Genomic DNA, 21045 nt, shown 5'->3' with positions numbered 1-21045 from the left:
CGGCTATTCAAGCACCGCGCAGGCGACTCCGACAGGCCCGGGTGAAAACAATTTCTGCAAGCCTCACGCGCACTCGGAAGCTTCATCACTCCCCTGCGGGACCGGCACAACAGGGTGCGGCCGCAGCGGGCGGGCACCCCGGAAACGACCAACCAACCACCGTGCACCACAACGGCATTGGTGTCCATGTGGGCCGCCACCACAGTGCGGCCCGGCGGGGCGTGCCGGGGCGGTCCGACATTCCCGGTCCACGACCGGACGAGCCGTGGACGGCCCCCGCCGATCCGGGGAGAGCCGATCGAATTCCCCCTCCCTGCGAACCTGCGAAAGTAATGGAATGCGATCCGAGTCGAAGGGAATCCGGCTCTCCGCGGATGAGCCCGGGGGGTGGCCTTTCGGGCAGGCCGAATCGTCGCAGCCGGCCACCTTCACCGGGCACCTCGGCGGTCGGGTCCACCGAGACGCCGAATCCGATCGCGTCCCGTCAGCGACGCCGGCGCTCGTTGAGCCGGGCGGCCTGGCGGGTCAGGTGGTCGCGCTCGGCGAGGTTGGGCGCGTTCCGGGCCGCCTCCGCGTACAGCCGCGCCGCCGTCGCCAGGTCGCCGTCGCGCTCGCGGAGGTACGCCGCCACCGCCGCGTGGCGGGGGAGTGAGTCGTCCAGCGCCGCGAGCGCCGCCAGCCCGGCGCGCGGTCCGTCGGCCTCGCCGACGGCCACCGCGCGGTTGAGCCGGACGACCGGGCTGTCGGTCAGGCGCACGAGCTCGTCGTACCACTCGACGATCTGCACCCAGTCGGTCTCCTCGGCGGTCGGCGCGTCGGCGTGGAGCGCGGCGATGGCGGCCTGGGCCTGGAACTCGCCCAGCCGGTCCCGGGCGAGGGCCGCCTGCAGGATCCAGACGCCCTCGGCGATCGACCCGGTGTCCCATCGGCCGCGGTCCTGCTCGGCGAGCGGCACCAGGCTGCCGTCGGCCGCGGTCCGGGTGGCGCGCCGGGCGTGGTGGAGCAGCATGAGGGCGAGCAGCCCCGCGACCTCGGGGTGGTCGACGTGGGCCGCGAGCTGCCGGGTGAGCCGGATGGCTTCGGCGGCGAGGTCGACGTCGCCGGAGTAGCCCTCGTTGAAGACCAGGTAGAGGACGCGCAGCACGGTGGCGACGTCGCCGGGCCGGTCGAACCGCACGCCGGAGACCGTGCGCTTGGCCCGGCTGATCCGCTGCGCCATGGTCGCCTCGGGCACCAGGTAGGCCCGGGCGATCTGGCGGGTGGTCAGCCCGCCGACGGCGCGCAGCGTGAGCGCGACCGCGGACGACGGTGTCAGTGACGGGTGGGCGCACAGGAAGTAGAGCTGGAGCGTGTCGTCCACCGCGGGCGCGGGCCCGGGTGCCGGCTGCTCGTCGACGAGGTCCTCACGCCGGCGGCGGGCGGCGTCCGCCCGGGTCGCGTCGAGGAACCGGCGCCAGGCCACGGTGACCAGCCAGCCCTTCGGATCCCGCGGTGGGTCGGCCGGCCAGACGCGGACCGCCTCCACCAGCGCGTCCTGCACCGCGTCCTCGGCCGCCGCGAAGTCGGCTCCGCGGCGGACGAGGATGGCGAGCACGCTCGGCGTGAGGCTCCGGAGCAGGACCTCGTTCACCGGGGAGGTCACTCGGTGATGGTGGGCGGCGCGGTCAGGAACGGGCGCAGTTCGAGCCACTCGTGGATCGGCTTCCCGCCCGCCCCGGGGGCGGCCGACAGCTCCCCGGCCAGCTCGACGGCGCGCTCGTAGCTGTCGACGTCGATCACCATCCAGCCGGCGATGAGGTCCTTGGTCTCCGCGAACGGGCCGTCGGTGACCGGCGGACGGCCCTCGCCGTCGTACCGGACGAACGTCCCCTCGGGTGCGAGCGCCTGGCCGTCGACGAACTCGCCGGTCCCTTCGAGCCGGGTCGCGAAGTCGTGCATGTACTGCATGTGCGCCGAGATCTCCTCTGGCGTCCACTGGTCCATGGGCACGTCGTTGACCGCGCTCGGGGCGCCGCGGTAGTGCTTGAGCAGCAGGTACTTGGCCATCGTGGTTCTCCTCGGTGCTGGTGCGACCCATTGTGGCCGCGTTCACTGCTGGGACGGAGCCCGCCACGGCTTCTCGACATCCCCGGCCGAAAACTTTTCGGCTCCCGCCGACGGGCCCGGGTGAGCCGTCTCGCGGTGTCCGGGTCCACGGCGTGTCGCGGGCGCGTCAGCCGGCCACCGCGAGGACGGGCCTGCGGCGCAGTGCCCAGGCGGCGGACAGCGCGGTGCACGGGACCGCCAGGAGGGTGCAGGCCGCGGTGACCAGCCCGATCGGCTGCCACGGCAGGACCACTGGGGCGGGCACCCGCAGCAGGGCCAGGGCCCCGTGCATGGTGCCGAGTTGGACGGCGGCGACGGCGCAGCCGAGGACGGCGCCGACGGCGACGACGAGCACCGCCTCGGCGGTGACCAGGGCCGTCACCTGGGACCGGGTGGCGCCGGTGAGGCGGAGCAGGGCGAGTTCGCGCCGGCGGTCGGTGGTCGCCATGACGAGGGTGTTGGCGAGGGCGATGCCGGTGTAGATCAGGGCGAGGCCCAGCACGAGGACGGTCCGCAGCCGGGTGATCCGGCCGTTCGCCGGTGCGCTCGCGGCCAGCCAGGCGTCCCGGCCGGCGACGCCCGCGCCGTACGGACTGGCGGCGTCGGTGAGGAGCCCGCCGGCGGTGACGGGGTCGGTGCCGGGCGTCAGGCGGACGTCGATCCGGTCGGTGCGGGCGCCCGGGGCGTTGCGCGCGGTCACGTACAGGCCGTTGTCGCCGAGTCCGTCGCGCAGGACGGCGGCGACACGCAGGGTGGTCCGGGTGCCGTCCGCCAGGATGACGTCCACCGGCTCGCCGACGGCGGTGTGTCCCCACTCCTCGGGCAGCACGATGCCGCCGTCGTCGAGGGCGGTCACCGAGCCGGTGAGCACGGGCAGCCGGGCGACCGCCGCGAGCGCGGTGGGGTCGGCCGTCCGCGCCTGAGTCCGGACGGCGGTGCCGTCGGCCTCGACCACCGTGAGCTCGGTGGGAGCGGTGGGGGAGACCGCCGTGCCGGGGACGGCTCGCAGGGCGGCCGTGAGCGCGTCGACGCGGACAGCGCCCGGAGCGCCGGCTGTTGCGGGTGCCGGCGGCCGGGCACCGGAGGGCGGGGTGACGACGAAGTCGGCGCCGGTACGCGCGGCGGCTTCGGCCGTGCGCGCGGCGCTCACCGTCTCCAGCGCGCCGGCCAGTGAGCCGGTGAGCGCCACCGACACCAGCACGGGGGCGGCGATCGCGCCGGTGCGCCGCATGGCCGCCGTGGCGTTCTCGCGGACCAGCCGGCCGGCCCAGCGGGTGCGGCGGGCCGTGAGCCGGGCGAGCAGCCGCAGCAGCGGACGGGCGAGCGCGGGGCAGAGCAGCCCGCAGGCGCTGATCAGCACCATCGGCTGCACGGTGTAGGTCTTGCGGTGGAGCAGGTCGGCCGGGTCCGTGGCCAGGCTCCAGCCGATCATGGTCGCGGCGGTCAGCACCAGCCCCAGGCCCCACAGCCGACGGCCGCCGGTCAGCGCGGCGGTGTCCACGTCCGCGGAGCGCAGCGCGTCCAACGGCCCGTACGCCCCGGCGCGGCGGGCGGCCACCGCCACCCCGCCCAGCGCCACCAGCAGGCCCGTCCAGAACGCCGCGTGCAGCGGCCAGGCCTGCCGGCCGGGCGTGAAGCCGGGCGGTGCCATGCCGACGTCCGCCAGCCACCCCACCATCGCGGGGGCCCCGAGCCGGCCGAGCACGCAGCCCGCCAGCGAGGCGGCCACGCCGAGGACCAGCGCCTCCGCGAGGACGGTCCGCCGCACCTGGGCCCGGGTCGCACCGGCCAGCCGCAACAGGCCCAGTTCGCGCCGCCGCTGGCCGACGACGTACGAGAACGTCGACGCGACGACGAACGCCGACACGAACGCGCTCACCCCGCCCGCCGTGCCGAGGGCCGCCACCAGCGAGACCACGGCCTCCCCGCCGGGCAGCGACATCGCAGCGGCGAGCCCGAGCAGCATCACCGTCGTCATGGCGACTCCGAGCGCCAGTGCGACGAACGCGCCCACCAGCGACACCCAGCGGACCTTCAACGATTTCAGCGCGATGCGCAGCATCCTCATGCCGCAAGCCAATCGCGGGCGGCCACCGTGGTCAGCAGCCCTGGCCCTACGGCGAGAGGTAGGGCAGGCCCTACCGCGGCCGCTCCGGTGCCCGCCTAGGGTGGAGTCGCGGGGTCACCGGGGCCCGGGCGACGAGGGGGACGACGCGGATGAGCGGCGGGACGGCAGGCGTCTGGCGGGAGTTGACGCGTCCGGCGTTCCTGCGGAGCTCGCTGCCGTGGCGGGCGGCCGGCTATCTGCTGGCCAGCGGTACCGCCGGGCTGCTGCTCTGCGCGGCGCTGCTGGTGACCGCGGTGACCGCCGGTGTGCTCGCCGCGGTGCTGGTGGGCCTGCCGTTGCTGGCGGCGCTGGCGCTGGTCGGCCTGCCGTTCGCGGCCTGGGAGCGCTGGCTGCTGCGCGCGGTGCGCCTGTACGACGCGATACCCGGGGCGGGGCCGCACCAGGTCCCGTCCCGCCCCGGCCTGCCGGCCTGGCTGAGGCTGCGCTACCGGGAGCAGGCGACCTGGCGCGAGCTCGGCTTCGCCGTGCTCGCCGCCTTCGTGCTGTGGCCGGTCGAGCTCGTCGTCGTGGGCTGCGCGCTCGCCGTACCGGGCTACCTGATCGCGGCGCTGCCGCTGCTGCTCGCGGACGGCGACCAGGTGAACGTGCTGAAGCTGTGGCAGGTCCACTCCCCGCTGGTGGCCGCGGCGTTGACGCTCGCCGGGGTGGTGGCGCTGGCGCTGGCGGCCTATCCGCTGACCGCGGTGGCGGCCGGCCGGGCGGCCCTGGCCGGGACGGTGCTGGCGCCCGCCGGACAGGAGCTGCGGATCGGTGAACTGGTCAGCTCCCGCGCCCGGTTGGTGGACGCGTTCGAGGCGGAGCGGCGCCGGATCGAACGCGACCTCCATGACGGCGCCCAGCAGCGGCTGGTGGCCCTGGCCATGGCACTGGGCCTGGCCAGGCTGGACGCCGAGCCGGACAGTGAGCTCGCGTCGCGGCTCGCCGACGCGCACCGCCAGGCCGACCATGTCCTCGCCGAGCTCCGTGAGTTGATCAACGGGATCCATCCGCAGGTGCTCACCGACCACGGACTCCCGGACGCCTGCGCGGACGCCGCCGACCGCTCGCCCGTTCCCGTGGAGGTCGCCTTCGAGCTGACCGGCCGGCTGCCCGCGGCGGTGGAGTCGGCCGGCTACTTCGCGGTGTCGGAGGCGCTCACCAACCTCGCCAAGCACAGCGGCGCCCGATCGGCCCGCATCCACGGGCACCACGCCCGGGGCCTGTTGGTGATCGAGGTGTTGGACGACGGACGCGGCGGCGCCGACCCGGCGCTCGGTACCGGTCTCACCGGCCTGGCCGACCGGGTCGCGGTGGTGGACGGCGTCCTCACCCTCAGCAGCCCGCCCGGCGGGCCGACCGTACTGCGCATGGAGATCCCCTGCACGCCGATCGCCACCGCCGCATGAGCGCCCCCGCCCTGCGCATCGTCCTCGCCGAGGACGGTGTCCTGCTGCGCGAGGGCCTCGTCGGCCTGCTCGCCCGCTTCGGGCACCGGGTGGTCGCCGCGGTCGGCGACGCCCACGCCCTGCACGCGGCCGTCGCCGACCACCCGCCGGACATCGTCATCACCGACGTCCGGATGCCACCGGGGCAGACCGACGAGGGCCTGCGCGCCGCCGTCGCGCTGCGCGAGCGGCGGCCGGGCCTGCCCGTGCTCGTCCTCAGCCAGTACGTCCAGCGGTCGTACGCCGCGCAGCTGCTCGACTCCGGCACCGGGACCGGCGTCGGCTATCTGCTCAAGGACCGGATCAGCCAGGTCGAGGAGTTCGTGGCGGCGGTCGCCGCGGTGGCGGCCGGCGGCACGGTCGTCGACCCGGAGGTCGTCCGCCGGCTGCTCGGCCGCCGCCGCGATCCGCTGGAGCGGCTGACCCCGCGCGAGCGTGAAGTGCTGGCCCTGATCGCGGAGGGCCGGTCCAACGCGGCGATCTGCCGGGCACTGGTCCTGTCGGAGGCCGCCGTGGGCAAGCACATCGGCAACATCCTCATGAAGCTCGACCTGCCGCCGGCCGAGGAGACCCACCGCCGGGTGCTGGCCGTGCTGCGGTTCCTCGGGGCCTGACGGCGGCGGGCCCGGATCGAACCGGGTCCCGACTCGGCCGCGGGCCCCGCGGGCCCCGGGCCCGCCGGGGATCAGCGGGCGTGCTGGATGATCCACTCGGCTCCGTGGGTGGCGCCCGAGCAGCGACAGTGGATCCGCTCCGCGCGGCCGTGCGGCTCGTCCAGCTGTTCCTCCTCGGCCTCGGCGTGCAGCTCGCGGGAGCGGCGGCGGAGGTCGGCCAACTGCTCGGGGTCGGGGTGTTCGGCCGCCATCAGCCGGTCGTAGGCGGCCTGGACCTCCGCGAGCGCCCCGCGCAGGTCCTCCGGTGACATGTGCACGTGTGGCTGTTCCGCCATGGCTCCTCCTGCTCGCACGGCCGAACCGAACACCTTCCAGCCTCGCACTCCGGCGGGCGACCCGGGCTCACCCGGCACGGGTGAATCGCGGCAGCACCCGGCGCGTGGGGGTCGATGAGCGCTCCGCCCGTCCGACGCGGGCGACAGCGGCCCGGGGATCACCTGTCCGAGCGGAGGTTCCAGATGGTCAGCTCGCCTTCGATCAGGCCGTACGTGCCCTTGTCGTAGGAGGTCGCCGTGACCTTCAGCGCGGCGATCGGGGAGTGCTCGTTGACGAGGCACACTCTGTCGCCCTGCCCCACGACGACCTCCTTGACCGACTGGGTGGCCAGCAGGTCCTTGCAGCCCTGGGCCGTGGGAGCCTCCGCGCTCGTCCACAGGGCGACCGTGCCCATGACCTCCATCGAGCTGGACCCGTTGCGTCCGGCGGCGGGCCGGGTGTTCATGATCGTTTCGGAGCCGGCACGTGGCGGTACCTGGTCCAGCTCGATGCCCTCCAGCCCGAGGACCACCTTGCCCGACCACCGTACGGAGCCGGCCCCCGTCCCCGACGCGGCTCCCGGACTCGCCGGCCCGGAGCCGCCCGAAGCCGGAGCCGGAGACGCGGCGGTCGCACCTGGCACGCTCTGCGGGGGCTGAGCCGTCACGGTCACCGAGGCGGGAGGCGGGACCGCCACCGGTGACGGCGAGCCTCCGGAGAACGCGGCGAAAGCGGTCACCACGCCGGTGGCGGCACTGACCACGGCGGCCCCCGTCGCCCAGAGCTTGACGCGGGCGTGGTTCGCGCCGGCCGATCCGGGTGACACCGTCGAGGCCGACGGAGAGAACGGCGAAGTCGGCCGCTGCGACGGATCCTGCACGATATTCCCCTTCGTTCCCCGACCGGTCCGCCGGAGGAGCAGCGGACCCGGATGATCCCGGCACGCAAGCAACTCCGCTGTGCCGTCGGGAGCATGGTAGTGCTCCGAGTGCCGGGCGCAGAGGCCCCGGACGAACGCGGGAGCCGATGACCGGGAGCCTCCTCCGGTGTGACGGTCGGTCGGATCCGGGGCGCGGCGCCGACCTCGGGCGCATCGCCGCGACGTGTCGCGGGGTGGCTCAGACCTGGGCCATGCCGCCGTCCGCGAACAGTTCGACGCCGGTGATGAAGCTGGACGCGTCGCTGGAGAGGAAGACCGCGGCCCTGCCCATCTCGCGCGGGTCGGCGATTCGCCCGCTCGGGTTGCCCTCTCCCATGACCTTGACGGCGGCTTCGACCTGGTCCGCCCCCTGCGCCATCGCCAGCGCGCTGCGCAGGGAGGCGGTGTCGACCGCGCCGGGGCTGAGGATGTTCATCCGGACGCCCGACCCCTTGGTGTCCTGGATCCAGGCCCGGACGAAGTTGCGCACCGCGGCCTTCGAACCGCCGTACAGGCTCATCCCGCGCGGCGGCTGGATGGACGCCGTGGAGCCGATGACGACGACGGTACCGCCGGGCGGCAGCAGCGCGAGCGCGGGCTGGACGGTGAACAGGACGCCCTTGGCGTTGACGCCGAAGGTCCGGTCGAACTGTTCCTCGGTGATCGCGCCGAGCGGGGCGTGCGCGCCGATCCCGGCGTTGGCCACGACCGCGTCGAGTCGTCCGTGACGCTCCTTCACCTGCCGGTAGGCGGCCTCCATGTCCGCGAGCCTGGTGACGTCGGCGACGATCCCCGAGCAGTTCGGCCCGATCGCCGCGACCGCCTCGTCCAGCGGCGCTCGCCGCAGGTCGGTGATGACCACGTGGGCGCCGTTGGCGACGAACTCCTGGGCGATGCCCAGGCCGACCCCGGACGCGCCGCCCGTGACGACCGCGACCTTTCCTTCGAGCTGAGGGCTCATTCTTCTCCTCCTGTGCGTAGGCGGATCCCGGGCGCCGCGTTCGCGGCGGGACCGTGCCGATGGATGTGAAAGGGGGTGTGTGCGCACGCACTCGTGTGCGGCGGATGCGGGCAGGCATGCGTGCCCTAGAGTGAAGCGGAGGCGCCTCCAGTTCCCCTACCGTAAGTGGAGGAGCCTCCAGTTAGCAACCCGGGACGACAGGAGACCGCCGATGGCCGGAGAGACAGGGCGCCCGCTGCGGGCCGACGCGCAGCGCAACCGGGACAAGATCCTCTCCGCCGCCGTGCGCGTCTTCGCCGAGGAAGGACTGGACGCGCACCTGGAGCGCATCGCCAAGGAGGCCGGCGTCGGCTCCGGCACGCTCTACCGCAACTTCCCCACCCGGGAGGCCCTCATCGAGGCCGCCTACCGCAACGAGCTGAGCCGGCTCTGCGACGCCGCCCCCGACCTGCTGGCCACGCTCGCCCCCCGCGAGGCCCTGCGCGCCTGGATGGGCCGCTTCATCGACTACGCGACCGCCAAACTCGGCATGGCCGACGCCCTGCGCGCCCTCGTCGAATCCGGCGTCAACCCCTACGCGCAGAGCCACGAGATGATGCTGGCCGCGCTGGCCTCGCTCCTCGCCGCCGGCGTCGAGGCCGGCGCCGTCCGCTCCGACATCGGCGCCACCGACATGTTCGCCGCCCTCACCGGCATCGCCCTCGCCTCCGGCAAACCGGAACAGCGCGAGCAGGCCGAACGCCTCCTCGACCTCACCCTGGACGGCCTGAGCACCGGCCGGCACTGACGACGACCGGCACTGACGACCGGCACTGACCGGCGGGGCACGCCGTGCGCGACGCGCCTCTCGCGGTCTGGGATGATCATTCGGGACCGGTACGAACAACCAGAGGGGTGGGAGAACATGATTGGCCTGGTGCTGATCGGTGTTCTGGTGCTTGCCGTCGGCGGGTGCGCGTGTGTGGTGTGGGCGGATCGCGGCGGGCCCCGCTGGGCCCGCGCGGTGGCGGCCGTGACGCTGGCCGCGGGCGAACTGGTACGCCGCGCCGCGAGGAACCGGCGCCGGGGCCTGAACCAGAGCAGTGGCGACGGGGGTGGCGACTGAACTCCGTCCGGCCGACCTCGGACGGTGGGAGGACGCCGTCCATGGCAGGCCCGGAGGCGGCGTGGCGCGGCAGCGCACGTGCTGACCGTGCCCGTGCCGTCCGCCGGCTCGTCGGCCGTTGCCGGCAGGGGTCCGCAACCGTCGAGGTGCTCTCCGAACAAGGCCTGGTCGTCCCGGGCGATCCGTGCTGGGCGGAGCGGCTACTCCTCGAACCGGACGACCGGGCGGACGTTCCGGTCACCGTGGACGCCGGCGAGGGCCCGCACGACGGTCCACACCGGCTGCCACGGGCCGTCGGCCGCTCGACCACCGTGGGTGGGGAGCGCCCGCCTTGTCACGGGGCTCGGGTGTCCGCCGCCGGCGGCTCGGGCTCCTCGTTCCCGTCGTCCTCCGCCTTCGCCCGGACATCCGCCGGGGTGGGCGCCACGATCGACCGCTCCTCGGCGGACCGGTCGCGCGTCTCCTCGTCGGGCTGTGCGGTGTGGTCGTCGGCCGTGGTCATGGCATGTCCTCTCGGTGGGGCGGCTCGTAGGCAGGAGTACCGGGCGCCTGCCCGGACCGGCTGATTCCAACCGGACGGGCCGATGCGGTCCGGCGCGGGGCCGCGCGGAACGCCCGAGGTCAAGGGTTTCCCGCGGCTCGCGCGGGTGAGACGGTGAGGTATGGGCAACTATGTGATCACTGTTCCCGGGACGATCGGTCGACCGATGGACGAGCGGGCCCGCCGTGCGCTGCTCGCGGTGGTGCGCGGCGCGGATCCGGAGGAGGTCGGTACCGAGGTGCCCGACCTTGACGTGCTGACCCTCGACGAGCCCGCGCGGACGTTCGTGCTCCGGCTGGAGGTGGAGGCCGCCGACCGCACCGGCGCGGGTACCGCGGCGTCGGACCTGGCCCGGCGGGCCTTCGCGGCGGCTGGCTACGCAGCCGACGAGGTGGGCGTCGGGACCCCGGCGGTCACCGGTATCGACGTCGGCTGACTCGGCCGCGGCCTCCGTCCCGAAGGTGGTGGGCGCAGGCCGTCGCCGCCCCTCGGCCTACCTCTTCTTGAACTCCTCGATGGCCGCCCGGACCGTGTGCCGCATCGCCTCGCCTCCGACGTGACCGGAGTCCTCGAAGATGTGCAGCCGTGCGTCCGGCCAGGCCTTCGCCAGCTCCCACGCCGTCTGGACCGGGCTGCCCATGTCGTGCCGGCCGTGCACCAGTACCGCCGGGATCCCGGCCAGCCTGTGGGCGTCGCGCAGCAGTTGGTCCTCCTCCAGCCACGCGCCGTTGCTGAAGTAGTGGGCGCAGATCCGTACGAACGCGATCTGCGCGTCGACCTCCTGATTGCTGTACATGCCGGGCACACCGTTCGGCTCGTTCGAGATGACCGCGTCCTCCCAGGCCAGCCAGTCGGCGGCGGCCTTCTCCCGGACCGCCCGGTCGGGGTTCTCCATCAGCCGCGCGTAGGCCGCGAGCAGGTCGCCGTCCCGCTCGTCCTCGGGGACACCGTCACGGAACCGGTCCCACGCCTCGGGGTAGAACCGCCCGGCGCCCCGGTAGAGCCAGTCGGTCTCGCTGCGGCGGGTCGTCGTCACCGCCTGAATGACGATCTCGCTGACCCGCTCGGGATGCTGCTGCGCATAGGCCAGGATGAGCGTCGAGCCCCAGGAGCCGCCGTCCAGCAACCACCGCTCGATACCGAGGTGTGCGCGCAGCCGCTCCATGTCGTCGATCAGGTGCTGCGTGGTGTTGAGGCTCATGTCCGCCGCCGGGTCACTGGCGTGCGGGGTGCTGCGGCCGCAGTTGCGCTGGTCGAAGCGGATGACCCGGTAGCACTCGGGGTCCCAGGCGCTCGTCGGCCGCTGCGGCGCGCCCGCCCCCGGGCCGCCGTGCACGAACAGGGCGGGCTTGCCCTGAGGGTTGCCGAGCTGTTCGTAGTAGATGCGGTTGCCGTCCCCGGTGTCGAGAAGACCGCGGTCGTAGGGACTGGTGGGAGGGTAGAGGTCAACCATGACCGCCGATCCTACGGGAGCGGTCCGCCCGAACTCCGCTGTTTTCCAAGCTGGTTCGGCCCCCGCGGTGCAGAGTCGAGGTCAGTCCCACCAGAGGGTTTCGTGATCACCCTGGGTGATGGTGTCGGGAGAGAACGCGAAGTGCTCTCGTCGTGCATGGCCCGTCCCCGGCTCTCCCGGTTGGCGAAGACATCGGGACACGACCAACCGCCTCGGACAGGCGACCTGGGCCGCGGCGGTGCCGGCCACATCCGCCGAGGCCCCGGGGTCAGCAGTCGCAGGGGCAGCAGCAGTCGCACTCGCACCCGTCGCAGGCCGTGCACCCGTCGCACCCGCAGTTGCAACTGTCGCAGATGCAGTCGCAGTTGCGCTGGCACCAGCCCTCCCTGCGCTCCCTGCTGAACGGGTCGTCGTGCTCGCAGCACGTCAGCTGGCACGTACAGGCCATCAGCGCCCACACCGCGCAGCCGGCCAGCGCGCCGCGCGGGCTCTTGCGGGGCGGCTCCTCGGTCGGCGGCCGGTCGATGATCGAGCCTTCCGCCCGGTGCACGTCCGCCCGGTGACCGTTCGCCCGGTGCCCGTCCGCCCGCTGCCCGTCCGCCCGCTGCCCGTCCGCCGCGAGCTCGGGCAGTGCGCAGCCGGCGCCGTGCCCGAAGACCCGGTCGACCGCGTTGCCGGTCTCGTGCGCGAGCAGCAGGTGGGCCAGCGCCCGGTCGGTGAACTCGGCGTCCTTGAGGGCCAGTCGGATGCCGTGCACGGCGTCCCGGCAGAGCCGCTCCGCCTCGGCCCGCTCGGTGCCGGTCGCGGTCAGCGGGTTCCAGGCGCCGCTCGCGGCGTCCTGCGCCTGGTCCTCGGCGGCGTCCAGCAGGTGCGCGAGGCGCCCGAACAGCCGGCCCGCCTCGGCCAGTGCGGTGGCGTTGGCCGGGCGCCCGGCCAGGACGGCGGTGTGCGCGAAGGCGGCGGCGGTCGCGGTCTCGGTCGGTTCGGTGACCAGCAGCACCGAGCTGCCCGCGACCACGTCCTGCTCCAACTGCCCCTGCCGGGCTGCCGCGGTGAGCAGGACTCCGGTGTCGAAGCCGACCGTGGAGCCGCTGCCCGCGCTCTGCCGGTCCCACCGGCGGGCGACCGCGCGGGCTCCGGCCGCGACCGGGCGGTGGGCGAACGCACCGTCGCCGTCCTGGACGTGGTCGCGCATCTTCACCGAGGCCAGCGCCAGCGACACCGCCGCGGCGAGCCGGGCGCCCTCGCCGTCGGCGACCTCCGCGCTGCGCATCCCGCGCAGCGGGCACGGGCCCGCCTTGCGGCGTCCGGCGGGGGATCCGGACTGCCCGGGTATGGTCTCGCGCTGGGCCTCGACCAGCACCGAGATGATCAGGCCGTCGTAGTTGGTGGCCGTACGGGCCAGCTGGCCGTGGTCGTCGCGCAGGGCGAGGCACAGGCCGCAGAGGTGTGCGAGCCAGCTGGTCCGCAGTCGTTCCGACAGCCGATGCCGACAGGGCCTGATGATTCCGAACACGGTTCCCCCCATGGGCCGCGGCCGGGCGGCCGCAGTCGATCACTCATCGTAGGGGTAGCGCGCGGGGGCCGGTACTGCTCCGAGGTGGCCGTCCTTGCGGCGAACGGCTCCGCGGCGGCTGGCCCGAGGGGTCATGGTCGGGACGGCTGACCATGACCCCTTCCAACGGCCTGTCGGCAGGCCGGGGGTGACTCAGGACGACCGGGCCCGGCGGTCGGCCGGGCCCAAGGGCCGTGCGGTCAGGAGGCGCACTCCTTGCAGATGGGGCGGCCGTTCTTGTCCTTGCCCGCGAGCTGGCTGCGATGGTGGACCATGAAGCAGCTCGAGCAGGTGAACTCGTCCTGCTGCTCGGGCAGCACCTGGACGGTCAGCTCCTCGCCGGAGAGGTCGGCGCCAGGGAGCTCGAGGCCTTCGACGGCCTCGAAGTCGGCGTCGACCGAGCCGGTCGACTTGTCGTTGCGCCGACTCTTGAGTTCTTCGATACTTTCGTCCGATTCGTCGCTGTTGTGGCGCGGCGCGTCGTAGTCGGTTGCCAAAACGGGGACCTTCCCGTCGATACTGCACAGTGGTGGGTTTGTCGTCGCACATCCTGTCCTGTCCGGGCCGTGCGGGTGGCCCACGACAGGCTTCTCGCACCTTTTTGGATGACACCCGGCCGGGCCGACCCCGCACCGTGCCGTCGGCCGCCGCGCCGGAGATCCCCCGCAGCGGGACATGACCACTCCCGGTCCGCCCGCCTGACCTGCGGCGTTGTCCACGCAGGGGTCGGCGGCGGGCCGCGGTGCCGGTCGCGGGGACCGGTCGCGGGGCCGGGAAGGATGTCGCCATGCCGTGCATTGTCCGTCGTCGGGACGGTTTCGGCACCATTTACCCGTGAGCCGGTGCCCGACACCGGTGTGCCGAAGGTCTCAGCCGCTCAGGTAGCCGCCCGGGACGGAGGTGAACAGCGGCCCGTCCGGACCGCTCACCCGCCAGGCCTCGGCCGGGCCGTCCGGCCCGAGCTCGGGCGGTACGGCGATGGTGCGCCCGGTGTCGAAGTCGAGCTCCAGCCCGCCGCCCGGGCTGACCCGCACGGCGGTGACCCGCGCGCCGACCAGGGCGCGGAGGCCGCCCTCCGGCGCCATCGTCAGACCGGGGTAGAAGTGCCGGACCTCGCCGGGGGCGGTCAGCCGGAAGTCGTTCTCCACGGTGACCGCGAGCCCGTCGGTGAGCCCGACTCTCAGCCGGTGGCCGCCGTCGACGCTCTCCACCAGGTGCCCGCACAACACGGTCTCGATCTGCCCCGCCACGGTCGCCTCCCGCCGTCTCGCCCACTGCCCCACCCGCCGTACCCCCCCCCCCGACCGGTCCGAGTCTGCCCGCCCGGCCGGACACCCGCACCCCGCCCGGACACCCGCACCCCCGCCCGGATCCGTCAGACCGGGACGCCCCGGACCAGCTCGGCGGGCCCGCCGTCACCGTCCCGCACCGCGAGCGCGGCGCGGGTCCTGGCCCAGGAGGTCGCGGAGAGCACCGCGCGGGCCTCGTCCGCCGTGAACAGGCGGGCCTCCACCACCTCGCCCTCCGGCAGCCGGGCGGTGGCGAGCTGCGCGACCGTCACCGTGCCCCCGTCGAAGACGTGGACCAGCCGGGGCCGGTCGCCCGGCCGCCGAGGGTCGGGGGACTCCCAGTCGAGCGCCAGCAGCCGCCCGGGCTCGCGCTCCCAGCCGAGTTCCTCGCGGATCTCCCGGCGGGCCGCCTCCCGCGGCAGCTCCCGGTCGGCCTCGACCCCGCCGCCGGGCAGCACCCAGTACGGCCGCTCGTCGGGTCTGGGCTGCAGCCGGACCAGCAGGATCCGGCCCTCCGGGTCGGTGAACAGCATCCGTGCCTTCGCCCGGATCCTCGGCCGGGTGGCGATGAACGTCTCGTGGTCCATCGGCGGGGGCGACGCCGGCCGCTCCTCGCGCAGCGGCGGCAGCCCGGCCGCCCCGGTGTACGGCGCCGGGGGCGGGGCGGCGTACCGGGCCGCGGTGTGCCCGAGCGGCCGGCCGGCCGCCAGCTCCAGCGGCCCGGCCGAACGCGGTGCCCGCAGGCAGGCCGTGACCCGCAGCGACAGCAGCGGCGGCAGCGCGGAGGCGGCCTGCTCGGGTGTCAGGTAGCCGTACCAGCCGAGTTCCGCCTCCTCCAGCCGGAGGGCGTCGAGCTCGGCGTCGGTCAGTGGCTCCGCCCAGTAGAGGAAGGCGGCGATCGGCGGCCGGTCGTGGTCGAGCGACCAGTCCAGGCAGGCCAGCGCACCGAGCCGCGGGGTGATGCCCAGCTCCTCCTCGATCTCGCGTACGGCGGTGTGCCGCGGCGACTCGTCCTGCTCCTCCCAGCCGCCGCCCGGCACCTCGACGGGGTGCTCGGCCGCGTACGAGACCCGTACCATCAGCACCCGCCCCTGCCGGTCGGTGAACAGCACCCCGGCCGCCGCGAGCAGTTCGCGGCCCTCGCCGCCGGCCTCCGGATACCCCGTCATCGCGCCCCCGTGCCTCGCCGTCGTGAACAGCATGCAGGACACCGCGCCGGATACGCACGGTTCCCGGCCGGATCGCGCGAGGATGTCGGCACGCGCCGTCCGAGGGAGTCCCGTGACCGTCCACCTCCGCAGGATCTACCGGGAGCCGTCCGCCGACGAGGGCCGCCGGGTGCTGGTCGACCGGCTCTGGCCGCGCGGGCTGCGCAAGGACGCGGCCGGGTTCGACGAGTGGCTGCGCGAGGTCGCGCCGAGCGACGAGCTGCGCCGCTGGTACGGCCACGAGCCGGCCAGGTACGAGGAGTTCCGCACCCGCTACCTGGCCGAACTGGCCGAGCCGGTGAGGGCCGAGGCGCTGGAGCGGCTGCGGGTCCTGGCCGCCGCCGGCCCGCTCACCCTGCTGACGGCCACCCGGGAGGTCGAGCTGAGCCACCTGACGGTCCTCGTCGGCCTGCTCGGGCCGGATTCCGCCTCTGGTGCGCGGTGAGGCGAGGCCGACGTCAGGTGCACCAGAACAGGAACGGCTTGCAGGTGGGGGAGGGCGAGGGCGTCGGGTTGGACGGGCCCTTGGTGGGCGCCGCCGTGCCGGTGGGCGCGGGGGTCGCGGGAGCCGGGGCCTCGCTGGAACGGGTCGCGGAGGCGGGCGCCGAGGACGCGCCGGAGGCGGAACCGCCGGGCTTGGGGCTCCGCCCGGCCTTGGACGGCCCGGTCGGGCTCGGTGCGGCCGAGGTCGGGGCGACCGACGCCGAAGGGATCACCACCACCGGGTGCTCGTCGGCCCCCGGGGTGCTGCCGGGCCGGGCGGCGGGTCCGCCGTCCTGCGGCGCGGCCAGCGCGACGACGCCGGCGCCGCCGATCACCAGCCCGGCCGCCGTGATCAGGACCATCCGCCGCCCGCGCCCGGTCCGCCGCCGGGCCCGGGCGGCCGCCCGGGGCGCGGCGGCCGGTTCGGCCTGCGGCAGCGGTACGGCGGCGCTCGCGGCCGCCCCGCAGCCGGGGCAGGAGAACGCGCCGTTCAGGTGCCGTCGGCACGGTACGCAGTAGTTCAGCGGGATGCCGTGGTCCATATGAGCTTTCCGGATCGCCTCTGGTGCCACGTGCTTCTCACGCGACGTGTCATGGACCCTACGCATGGCACTGTGGCGGTCGACAGGTGCCCGCTGTGAGGCTTTCGCGGAGATCCCATGCAAGCTTCCCGATCACCCGGTACGCCGACGGGCCGGCCCCCGCGAGGGTGGCCGGCCCGCTGTGGTCACTCCGGGCGTACGGGCTGCTCAGGCCATCGCCTGAGCCTCCGGGACCTCCTGGACCTGCGCGTACGGCGCCAGCTTCCGGATCGACTCGATGCTCTTCATGCACTGCTCGAGCGACTCCTCGGGGTCACTGGTCACCACGACGGCCCCGTTGCTCGCCTTGAGCCGGAACCGGTGGTTTCCCGCGGCGTCCTGGTAGATCTCGAACTTCCCTGCCATTGGGATCTCACCTCTCGGTTAGTCAGGCCCCCTCCTGACGCACGGTAGGACGACGGCTCGCCGGCGGCATGCCGGACCGGTCGTCCGAGTGAAGAGTCCGGAGCCTCCCGCGGCGGGACCGACCCGGCCGTCACTCCCGCACCACCTCGTCGGCTGGCCGGTCCGTGCGCAGCCCGAGGAAGCGGGGCTGGCGCAGCCGTCCGTCCCTGGTCCACTCGGTGAAGCCGACCTGCACCACCAGGCGGGGCGTCACCCAGTGCGGCCGGCGCTCGGGGACGGGCTCGCCGAACGGCGTGTCGGGGCGGGCCAGTGCGTCCAGCGCGGCCCGCAGGGCCAGCAGGGTGCGGGTGTCGAAGCCGGTGCCGACCTTCCCGGCGTACCGCAGCAGGCCGCCCTCGTGGTAGCCGAGCAGCAGCGCGCCGAAGCCGACCCGGCTGCCCGCCGGGTCGGTGAAGCCGCCGACCACCAGCTCCTGCCCGGCCTCGCACTTGAGCTTCAGCCAGTCGGGGGAGCGCCGCGGCCGGTAGCGGCTGTCGGCCCGCTTGGCGATCAGGCCCTCCCAGCCCTGGGCACAGGCCTCGGCGAGCGGGACCGGGCCGTCCGCCCGGCGGTGTTCGGTGTAGCGCAGCCGCTCGCCGTAGACCACCGACTCGCGCAGCAGTTCCTTGCGGTCGGTCAGCGGCAGGCCGGTGGTGTCGTGGCCGAGCAGGTGCAGCAGGTCGAAGAGGAAGTACGTCACCTCGACGCCGGCCGCCCGCGGGTCGCGCAGCTGCATCCGCTGCTGCAGCCGGGCGAAGCTGGTGGCACCGCCGGCCAGCGCGACGATCTCGCCGTCCACGGTGAACTCCGGGACGGGCTGCGCGGCGAGCGCCGCCACCAGCTCCGGGTAGCGCTCGCCCAGCGGTTTGCCGGTACGGGAGTACAGCCGTACCCCGGAGGCGTCCCGCCGGGCGAGCGCCCGGATGCCGTCGAGCTTGCGTTCCAGCAGCCAGCCGCCGTCGAACGCGCGCCGGTCGCTCGCCGTGGCCAGCATGGGGTGGATCTCCACCCGGGAGACGTACCCGACCGGCCGCGCGGGCAACCGGGTCAGCCGCCCAGCGGCCCCCGGTGGACCAGCTGGACCTCGCTGTCGGGCCGGGTCTTCGCCCAGTCGACCTGCCAGCCCCGTCGGGCGGCGACGGCGGCGAGGCCGGTCGCGCCGATGCCCCGGTAGTACCGCTTCTTGATCGTGACGACGGGGTCGGCCTCCGGGTACTTGTAGCGGCGCTTGCCCTCGGCGTTCAGGGCGCGGTGTTCGCGCTCCCGGGCGACCGCCGCGTCGCCGACCCGCTGCAGCTCGGCGTCGGCCCAGGCCTCCCAGTCCTGCGGGGTGCCGTGGCGTTCGAGCCGGTAGCGGCGCGGGGTGAGCGTCGAGCGGACGATGTTCGGCCCGACCGAGTCGCCGCCGGCACCGAGCAGCGCGCCGATGAAGTAGACCGCGATCAGCAGCCCCCAGGGCAGCAGCCAGAGCCACTGCAGCCAGAACTGCAGCGCCAGCCCGAGGGCCGAGCGCCGGGGCAGCGGTCCGGCGGCGAGGCCGGCCGGGGGCGGGTTGTGGACGGTGCTCACCCGAAGGCCTCCGTGATCCTGGTCTGCTGCGGCAGGGTGACCTCGGCGGCCTCGGGCTCCCCGGGCCGGCGGTAGCGCACGCTGTCCGCCGCCGTGGCCAGGATGGTCACGTAGTCGGGGAACTCGGGCAGCGAGGGGGTGCTGATCCGCATGACCACCAGGGTGCCGGTGCCCGGGACCGGGATGTACACCTCGGCCTGGGCCAGTTCCAGCCTGGCCGGGCCCGCGCCGTCGGTCTGGCTCGACAGGTCGAGCACCATCCCGGACAGGACCAGGACCGCGGGGCCGCAGCTGACCTCGGTGCGGATCACCTCGTGCGCCGGGTCCAGCGAGAGCACCTCGACCAGCGCGGCGGCCGCCACCTCCGGGTCCGAGGTGTCCGCCTCCTCGGCGAGGATCACCAGCGTCGCCGAGGTGATCCGGTCGTCCTCGGTGCCCATCAGGCTGAGGCCGCAGTACACCGCGCCGTCCTCGGCGGCGTCGGCGGCGATCTCGCCGTACCACTGGGCCACCGTGTCGCGCTGGTACGCGGTGCCGCCGGACCAGATCTCGGCGGACACCTCGGCGAGGTGCGCCGCGCGCTCCTCCTCCGGCATGGCGACGCCCAGCGAGTGGAAGAAGTACGGCACCTCCCAGTGGATGTCGTCCGGCTCGTCGACGAGGACGGCGGAGGGCTGTTCGGCGGTGGTCATCAGGCGGCTCCGGGGGCGAACTCGTGGAAGAGCTTGGGCGCGTTGATACCGAGGCCGGCGCCCTTGATACCGATCTGGATGCCGCGCGACCACCAGGACTGGGCGCTGAGCTTGCCGGCGTCGGTCAGGCTCTCGGCGATGCCGGGCAGGTTGCGCAGCGGGGTCTTGGTGAGCAGCGGGCCGATGCCGAACTTGTGCATCAGGGTGCCGCCCTCGGCGGCCTTGGAGATGGCGCTGCCCGCCTCGGCGAGCTTGGGGACGGCGGCGGCGATCTTCCCTTCGGTGGCGATCGCCTTCACCCCCATGCTGACGCCCTTGATGCCCTTGGCGGCGGTGCCGACGAACGGCAGCGCGCCCACGCCGTCCAGCGCGATGGTGGTCCAACTGACGTTGGCGCCACCGAGCTTGGCGAGTCCGTGGGCGCCGGCGGCGATCACCGAGGCGCCGGCCGCACCGGCGCCGAGGGCGGCGGACAGCGGCGGGCACCACATGGTCGCGAGGGCGGCGATGCCGAGCACGGCGGAGGCGGCGCCGGCGATGTCACCGATCTTCTTCAGGGTGTCGGCGTGCTTGGTGGCCCACTCCTTGATGGAGTTGCCGATCTTCTTGAAGCCGTCGCCGATCTTGCTCCAGATGCTGGTGTGCGGCGCGTTCTGGTTGGCCTTGCGCAGCGCCTTGGCGGCCTTCTCGGCGTCGTCCTGGTGGTGCTCCAGCAGTTCCTTCGCCTGCTTGACGATGTCCTGCAGCTCGTCCTCGATCTGCGAGAGCTCGCGCGAGGCCGTCTCCAACTGGTCGTTGGCGCTGTCCAGTTGCTGCTTGGCCGCGTTGATCTTCGTCTGGGCGTCGGCGAGCGAGCGGTCGTCCGTGAAGAACTGCCCGGCCAGCGAGAAGGCCGGGTTGTCCGCGGCCTGGTTGTACCGGGAGGTCGCGTCGGACTTGCGCGCCTCGGCGGCCTCCATCCGCTGCTTGGCCTCCTGGGCGGCGGCCTCGTAGCGCTTCGCGGTGTCCTGGTAGCCGGAGAGCTGGCGGCCCCAGCCGTCCAGCTGGCCGGCCGCCGACTTCACCGCGTCCAGGCTGTCCTGCATGATCTTGGGCAGCTCGCCGACCTTGCCCGCGAAGGCCGAGGCGGCCTCGCCCTGCCAGCTGCCGCCCGCATGCCCGACCGACACCAGCGTGCGGTGCGCGCTCTCCAGCGAGCCGGCGGTCGAGTTCAGCCGGGAGACCAGCGTGTTCACGCTGTCGACCCGGCCGGGGGCCGGGTTGAAGCCCAGCGCGGGGAACTCCGAGTCCTCACTCATGCCGACGCCCCCTTGAAGGCGTCGCGGATGGCGTCCTCGGTCTCCGCGTAGCCCTTGCGGGTCGCCTTGAGCCCCTCCTCCAGCTGCGCGGTGCCGTCGGCGATCTTCTTGATCGCGTCGTCCCAGCTGTCGTGGAACTCGTCGCACGCGTGGTCGAGCGTCTTGCTGCCGGTGGTCTTCGGTCCGGTGTCCCGCATCGAGTTCAGGGCGGAGCGCAGATCCTCCTGACTCTGCTTCAGCTGCTGCAGGAGCCGATCCAGATCGTCCACCTCCACCCGGAAGTAGTCCCCCATGTCACACCTTCCCCGTCTGTCGTGAGCGAGCCAGGCACAGACTATTGGCCCCACCGGCTCGAACTCCGAGGGCCCCCCGGAGGCCTCCATGGGATTTTCACAACCGGAACGCATGGCCGGCCCGCCC

At 74.1% G+C, this 21045-nt stretch carries 25 protein-coding genes; 6 read left to right on the top strand and 19 right to left on the bottom strand.

What is annotated here, in order from left to right; translation table 11 throughout:
- Window positions 1-484: 484 nt before the first annotated feature.
- The 3 genes from OG871_RS06385 to OG871_RS06375 form a co-directional block, all read right to left on the bottom strand.
- Window positions 485-1630, bottom strand: coding sequence for an RNA polymerase sigma factor (locus tag OG871_RS06385; RefSeq protein ID WP_371503226.1), 1146 nt, complete (start codon window positions 1628-1630; stop codon window positions 485-487).
- An 8-nt stretch (window positions 1631-1638) separates the two neighbouring features.
- Window positions 1639-2046 carry a YciI family protein gene (locus tag OG871_RS06380; protein WP_371494866.1) on the bottom strand — a complete coding sequence of 136 codons (408 nt, stop codon included), beginning with the start codon at window positions 2044-2046 and terminating at the stop codon, window positions 1639-1641.
- 166 nt (window positions 2047-2212) lie between these two features.
- Window positions 2213-4153 (bottom strand): FtsX-like permease family protein, encoded by a 1941-nt coding sequence (locus OG871_RS06375; RefSeq protein WP_371494864.1) that lies wholly within the window; start codon window positions 4151-4153, stop codon window positions 2213-2215.
- A 149-nt stretch (window positions 4154-4302) separates the two neighbouring features.
- Between OG871_RS06375 and OG871_RS06370 the strand changes: the two genes are divergently transcribed.
- Both OG871_RS06370 and OG871_RS06365 read left to right on the top strand, forming a co-directional pair.
- On the top strand, window positions 4303-5598 hold the full coding sequence (locus tag OG871_RS06370; RefSeq protein ID WP_371494863.1) for a sensor domain-containing protein: 1296 nt from the start codon (window positions 4303-4305) through the stop codon (window positions 5596-5598).
- Window positions 5595-6251, top strand: coding sequence for a response regulator (locus OG871_RS06365; protein WP_371494861.1), 657 nt, complete (start codon window positions 5595-5597; stop codon window positions 6249-6251). Before OG871_RS06370 ends, OG871_RS06365 begins: the two co-directional genes overlap by 4 nt.
- 71 nt (window positions 6252-6322) lie before the next feature.
- Here OG871_RS06365 and OG871_RS06360 read toward each other — a convergent pair whose 3' ends face one another.
- The 3 genes from OG871_RS06360 to OG871_RS06350 all read right to left on the bottom strand — a co-directional run bounded on the left by OG871_RS06360 (window position 6323) and on the right by OG871_RS06350 (window position 8446).
- Window positions 6323-6586 (bottom strand): hypothetical protein, encoded by a 264-nt coding sequence (locus OG871_RS06360; RefSeq protein ID WP_371494859.1) that lies wholly within the window; start codon window positions 6584-6586, stop codon window positions 6323-6325.
- 158 nt (window positions 6587-6744) lie between these two features.
- Window positions 6745-7098 (bottom strand): hypothetical protein, encoded by a 354-nt coding sequence (locus OG871_RS06355; RefSeq protein ID WP_371494857.1) that lies wholly within the window; start codon window positions 7096-7098, stop codon window positions 6745-6747.
- Window positions 7099-7684: 586 nt separating this feature from the next.
- Window positions 7685-8446 carry an SDR family NAD(P)-dependent oxidoreductase gene (locus OG871_RS06350; protein ID WP_371494856.1) on the bottom strand — a complete coding sequence of 254 codons (762 nt, stop codon included), beginning with the start codon at window positions 8444-8446 and terminating at the stop codon, window positions 7685-7687.
- Between the two features lie 211 nt (window positions 8447-8657).
- Here OG871_RS06350 and OG871_RS06345 point away from each other — a divergent pair, with 211 nt between their 5' ends.
- A complete protein-coding gene (locus tag OG871_RS06345) occupies window positions 8658-9233 on the top strand; it encodes a TetR/AcrR family transcriptional regulator (RefSeq protein WP_371494854.1) in 576 nt (191 codons plus the stop codon).
- A gap of 117 nt (window positions 9234-9350) precedes the next feature.
- The gene (locus OG871_RS06340) at window positions 9351-9551 is read left to right on the top strand and encodes a hypothetical protein (RefSeq protein WP_371494852.1); all 201 of its coding nucleotides are present in this window, start codon (window positions 9351-9353) and stop codon (window positions 9549-9551) included.
- A 334-nt stretch (window positions 9552-9885) separates the two neighbouring features.
- On the opposite strand, the gene OG871_RS06335 is transcribed toward OG871_RS06340, so the two are convergent.
- On the bottom strand, window positions 9886-10053 hold the full coding sequence (locus OG871_RS06335; RefSeq protein WP_371494850.1) for a hypothetical protein: 168 nt from the start codon (window positions 10051-10053) through the stop codon (window positions 9886-9888).
- 205 nt (window positions 10054-10258) lie between these two features.
- On the opposite strand from OG871_RS06335, the gene OG871_RS06330 reads away from it, so the two are divergent.
- On the top strand, window positions 10259-10528 hold the full coding sequence (locus OG871_RS06330) for a hypothetical protein (RefSeq protein WP_371494848.1): 270 nt from the start codon (window positions 10259-10261) through the stop codon (window positions 10526-10528).
- 57 nt (window positions 10529-10585) lie between these two features.
- On the opposite strand, the gene pip is transcribed toward OG871_RS06330, so the two are convergent.
- The 5 genes from pip to OG871_RS06305 all read right to left on the bottom strand — a co-directional run bounded on the left by pip (window position 10586) and on the right by OG871_RS06305 (window position 15591).
- Window positions 10586-11545 (bottom strand): prolyl aminopeptidase, encoded by a 960-nt coding sequence (gene pip, locus OG871_RS06325; RefSeq protein WP_371494846.1) that lies wholly within the window; start codon window positions 11543-11545, stop codon window positions 10586-10588.
- 268 nt (window positions 11546-11813) lie between these two features.
- On the bottom strand, window positions 11814-13061 hold the full coding sequence (locus OG871_RS06320) for a DUF5685 family protein (RefSeq protein WP_371494844.1): 1248 nt from the start codon (window positions 13059-13061) through the stop codon (window positions 11814-11816).
- A 239-nt stretch (window positions 13062-13300) separates the two neighbouring features.
- Complete coding sequence (locus OG871_RS06315; RefSeq protein WP_371494842.1) at window positions 13301-13597, bottom strand: DUF4193 domain-containing protein; 297 nt, start codon at window positions 13595-13597, stop codon at window positions 13301-13303.
- A gap of 372 nt (window positions 13598-13969) precedes the next feature.
- Entirely contained in the window at window positions 13970-14350 is a 381-nt protein-coding gene (locus OG871_RS06310) for a DUF6188 family protein (protein ID WP_371494840.1), read from the bottom strand.
- Window positions 14351-14475: 125 nt separating this feature from the next.
- Window positions 14476-15591, bottom strand: a complete 1116-nt coding sequence (locus tag OG871_RS06305; RefSeq protein ID WP_371494838.1) for an NUDIX domain-containing protein — start codon at window positions 15589-15591, stop codon at window positions 14476-14478.
- Window positions 15592-15640: 49 nt separating this feature from the next.
- On the opposite strand from OG871_RS06305, the gene OG871_RS06300 reads away from it, so the two are divergent.
- Window positions 15641-16042, top strand: a complete 402-nt coding sequence (locus OG871_RS06300) for a DUF488 domain-containing protein (RefSeq protein WP_371494836.1) — start codon at window positions 15641-15643, stop codon at window positions 16040-16042.
- Window positions 16043-16055: 13 nt separating this feature from the next.
- Here OG871_RS06300 and OG871_RS06295 read toward each other — a convergent pair whose 3' ends face one another.
- The 7 genes from OG871_RS06295 to OG871_RS06265 all read right to left on the bottom strand — a co-directional run bounded on the left by OG871_RS06295 (window position 16056) and on the right by OG871_RS06265 (window position 20918).
- On the bottom strand, window positions 16056-16622 hold the full coding sequence (locus tag OG871_RS06295) for a hypothetical protein (protein ID WP_371494834.1): 567 nt from the start codon (window positions 16620-16622) through the stop codon (window positions 16056-16058).
- Between the two features lie 207 nt (window positions 16623-16829).
- Window positions 16830-17027: a YegP family protein gene (locus tag OG871_RS06290; RefSeq protein WP_371494832.1), complete on the bottom strand. Its 198-nt coding sequence runs from the start codon at window positions 17025-17027 to the stop codon at window positions 16830-16832.
- 130 nt (window positions 17028-17157) lie between these two features.
- Entirely contained in the window at window positions 17158-18075 is a 918-nt protein-coding gene (gene ligD, locus OG871_RS06285) for a non-homologous end-joining DNA ligase (RefSeq protein ID WP_371494830.1), read from the bottom strand.
- Between the two features lie 38 nt (window positions 18076-18113).
- Window positions 18114-18635, bottom strand: a complete 522-nt coding sequence (locus tag OG871_RS06280) for a hypothetical protein (RefSeq protein WP_371494828.1) — start codon at window positions 18633-18635, stop codon at window positions 18114-18116.
- The gene (locus tag OG871_RS06275) at window positions 18632-19327 is read right to left on the bottom strand and encodes a hypothetical protein (protein ID WP_371494827.1); all 696 of its coding nucleotides are present in this window, start codon (window positions 19325-19327) and stop codon (window positions 18632-18634) included. The genes OG871_RS06280 and OG871_RS06275 overlap by 4 nt, the downstream gene beginning before the upstream one ends.
- Complete coding sequence (locus OG871_RS06270) at window positions 19327-20625, bottom strand: putative T7SS-secreted protein (RefSeq protein ID WP_371494825.1); 1299 nt, start codon at window positions 20623-20625, stop codon at window positions 19327-19329. The genes OG871_RS06275 and OG871_RS06270 overlap by 1 nt, the downstream gene beginning before the upstream one ends.
- Window positions 20622-20918 carry a WXG100 family type VII secretion target gene (locus OG871_RS06265; RefSeq protein WP_371494824.1) on the bottom strand — a complete coding sequence of 99 codons (297 nt, stop codon included), beginning with the start codon at window positions 20916-20918 and terminating at the stop codon, window positions 20622-20624. The genes OG871_RS06270 and OG871_RS06265 overlap by 4 nt, the downstream gene beginning before the upstream one ends.
- Between the last annotated feature and the right edge of the window lie 127 nt (window positions 20919-21045).

The sequence above is a fragment of the Kitasatospora sp. NBC_00374 genome, assembly GCF_041434935.1.
In the GTDB taxonomy this organism is placed as follows: Bacteria; Actinomycetota; Actinomycetes; order Streptomycetales; family Streptomycetaceae; genus Kitasatospora.
The sequence above is the reverse complement of the archived record's forward strand: the minus strand, read 5'-3'. Positions and strand labels throughout refer to the sequence as shown.

Excerpts from the sequence above, each read along its gene's own strand:
- OG871_RS06380 (WP_371494866.1), bottom strand. The coding sequence starts at position 2,046 with ATGGCCAAGTACCTGCTGCTCAAGCACTACCGCGGCGCCCCGAGCGCG.
- OG871_RS06375 (WP_371494864.1), bottom strand. The coding sequence starts at position 4,153 with ATGAGGATGCTGCGCATCGCGCTGAAATCGTTGAAGGTCCGCTGGGTG.
- OG871_RS06370 (WP_371494863.1), top strand. The coding sequence starts at position 4,303 with ATGAGCGGCGGGACGGCAGGCGTCTGGCGGGAGTTGACGCGTCCGGCG.
- OG871_RS06365 (WP_371494861.1), top strand. The coding sequence starts at position 5,595 with ATGAGCGCCCCCGCCCTGCGCATCGTCCTCGCCGAGGACGGTGTCCTG.
- OG871_RS06360 (WP_371494859.1), bottom strand. The coding sequence starts at position 6,586 with ATGGCGGAACAGCCACACGTGCACATGTCACCGGAGGACCTGCGCGGG.
- OG871_RS06350 (WP_371494856.1), bottom strand. The coding sequence starts at position 8,446 with ATGAGCCCTCAGCTCGAAGGAAAGGTCGCGGTCGTCACGGGCGGCGCG.
- OG871_RS06345 (WP_371494854.1), top strand. The coding sequence starts at position 8,658 with ATGGCCGGAGAGACAGGGCGCCCGCTGCGGGCCGACGCGCAGCGCAAC.
- OG871_RS06340 (WP_371494852.1), top strand. The coding sequence starts at position 9,351 with ATGATTGGCCTGGTGCTGATCGGTGTTCTGGTGCTTGCCGTCGGCGGG.
- OG871_RS06335 (WP_371494850.1), bottom strand. The coding sequence starts at position 10,053 with ATGACCACGGCCGACGACCACACCGCACAGCCCGACGAGGAGACGCGC.
- OG871_RS06330 (WP_371494848.1), top strand. The coding sequence starts at position 10,259 with ATGGACGAGCGGGCCCGCCGTGCGCTGCTCGCGGTGGTGCGCGGCGCG.
- pip (WP_371494846.1), bottom strand. The coding sequence starts at position 11,545 with ATGGTTGACCTCTACCCTCCCACCAGTCCCTACGACCGCGGTCTTCTC.
- OG871_RS06305 (WP_371494838.1), bottom strand. The coding sequence starts at position 15,591 with ATGCTGTTCACGACGGCGAGGCACGGGGGCGCGATGACGGGGTATCCG.
- OG871_RS06300 (WP_371494836.1), top strand. The coding sequence starts at position 15,641 with ATGTCGGCACGCGCCGTCCGAGGGAGTCCCGTGACCGTCCACCTCCGC.
- OG871_RS06295 (WP_371494834.1), bottom strand. The coding sequence starts at position 16,622 with ATGGACCACGGCATCCCGCTGAACTACTGCGTACCGTGCCGACGGCAC.
- OG871_RS06290 (WP_371494832.1), bottom strand. The coding sequence starts at position 17,027 with ATGGCAGGGAAGTTCGAGATCTACCAGGACGCCGCGGGAAACCACCGG.
- OG871_RS06275 (WP_371494827.1), bottom strand. The coding sequence starts at position 19,327 with ATGACCACCGCCGAACAGCCCTCCGCCGTCCTCGTCGACGAGCCGGAC.
- OG871_RS06270 (WP_371494825.1), bottom strand. The coding sequence starts at position 20,625 with ATGAGTGAGGACTCGGAGTTCCCCGCGCTGGGCTTCAACCCGGCCCCC.
- OG871_RS06265 (WP_371494824.1), bottom strand. The coding sequence starts at position 20,918 with ATGGGGGACTACTTCCGGGTGGAGGTGGACGATCTGGATCGGCTCCTG.